Origin of the sequence: Myxococcus llanfairpwllgwyngyllgogerychwyrndrobwllllantysiliogogogochensis, assembly GCF_006636215.1 — a bacterium.
In the GTDB taxonomy this organism is placed as follows: Bacteria; Myxococcota; Myxococcia; order Myxococcales; family Myxococcaceae; genus Myxococcus; species Myxococcus llanfairpwllgwyngyllgogerychwyrndrobwllllantysiliogogogochensis.
Genome location: NZ_VIFM01000583.1, coordinates 1 through 736, shown reverse-complemented (window position 1 = coordinate 736; position 736 = coordinate 1). Strand labels below are relative to the sequence as shown.

1 protein-coding gene is annotated in these 736 nt (G+C 70.5%); it reads right to left on the bottom strand.

Annotated features, from left to right (window positions below; all coding sequences use genetic code 11):
• Nucleotides 1-142: 142 nt before the first annotated feature.
• Nucleotides 143-736 (bottom strand): amino acid ABC transporter ATP-binding protein (locus FJV41_RS57035; protein ID WP_141649543.1); only part of this gene is annotated, 594 nt, incomplete at its 5' end.

The window sequence follows — 736 nt, the reverse complement described above, 5'->3', positions numbered from 1 at the left end:
CACCCTCATCGCCTCGACGAGGCTCGGGTTCGCGTTCGTCCGCTACGTGCTGGAGTTTTCAGCGGAAGGGCTCGACCGATCGGCGGCGGTGCGCGCTCTCGGCGGCACCCTGCAGCGCTACCTCACGGAGCCCCTGTGACCGTCAGTCGTGCAGCGACGACAGGAACTGCTGCAGCTCCGGCGTGCGCGGGTTGCCGAACACCTCGGCCGGCGGGCCCATCTCGTGCACGCGGCCCTGGTGCATGAAGATCACGCGGTCGCTCACCTTGCGCGCGAACGCCATCTCGTGCGTGACCATCAGCAGCGTCATGCCCTCGGCCGCCAGGCCTTCCACCACGCGCAGCACCTCGCCCACCAGTTCCGGATCGAGCGCCGACGTGGGCTCGTCGAACAGCATCACGCGCGGCCTCATGGCCAGTGCGCGGGCGATGGCCACGCGCTGCTTCTGACCGCCGGAGAGGCTGGCGGGCATGGCGCCGGCCTTGTGGGCCAGGCCCACCTTCTCGAGCAGCACGCGCGCCTGCGCCTCGGCCTCGGCGCGGGCCATGCCGTGCAGCTTGCGCGGGCCCAGCGTCACGTTGTCGATCACCGACAGGTGCGGGAACAGGTTGAAGGACTGGAACACCATGCCCACTTCCTCGCGCAGCGCGTTGAGGTCGCGGTCGGGCAGCATGCGGCCGGAGTCCACCAGCGTGCGGCCGCAGATGTCGATGCGCCCGCCCTGGGGTTCCTCGAG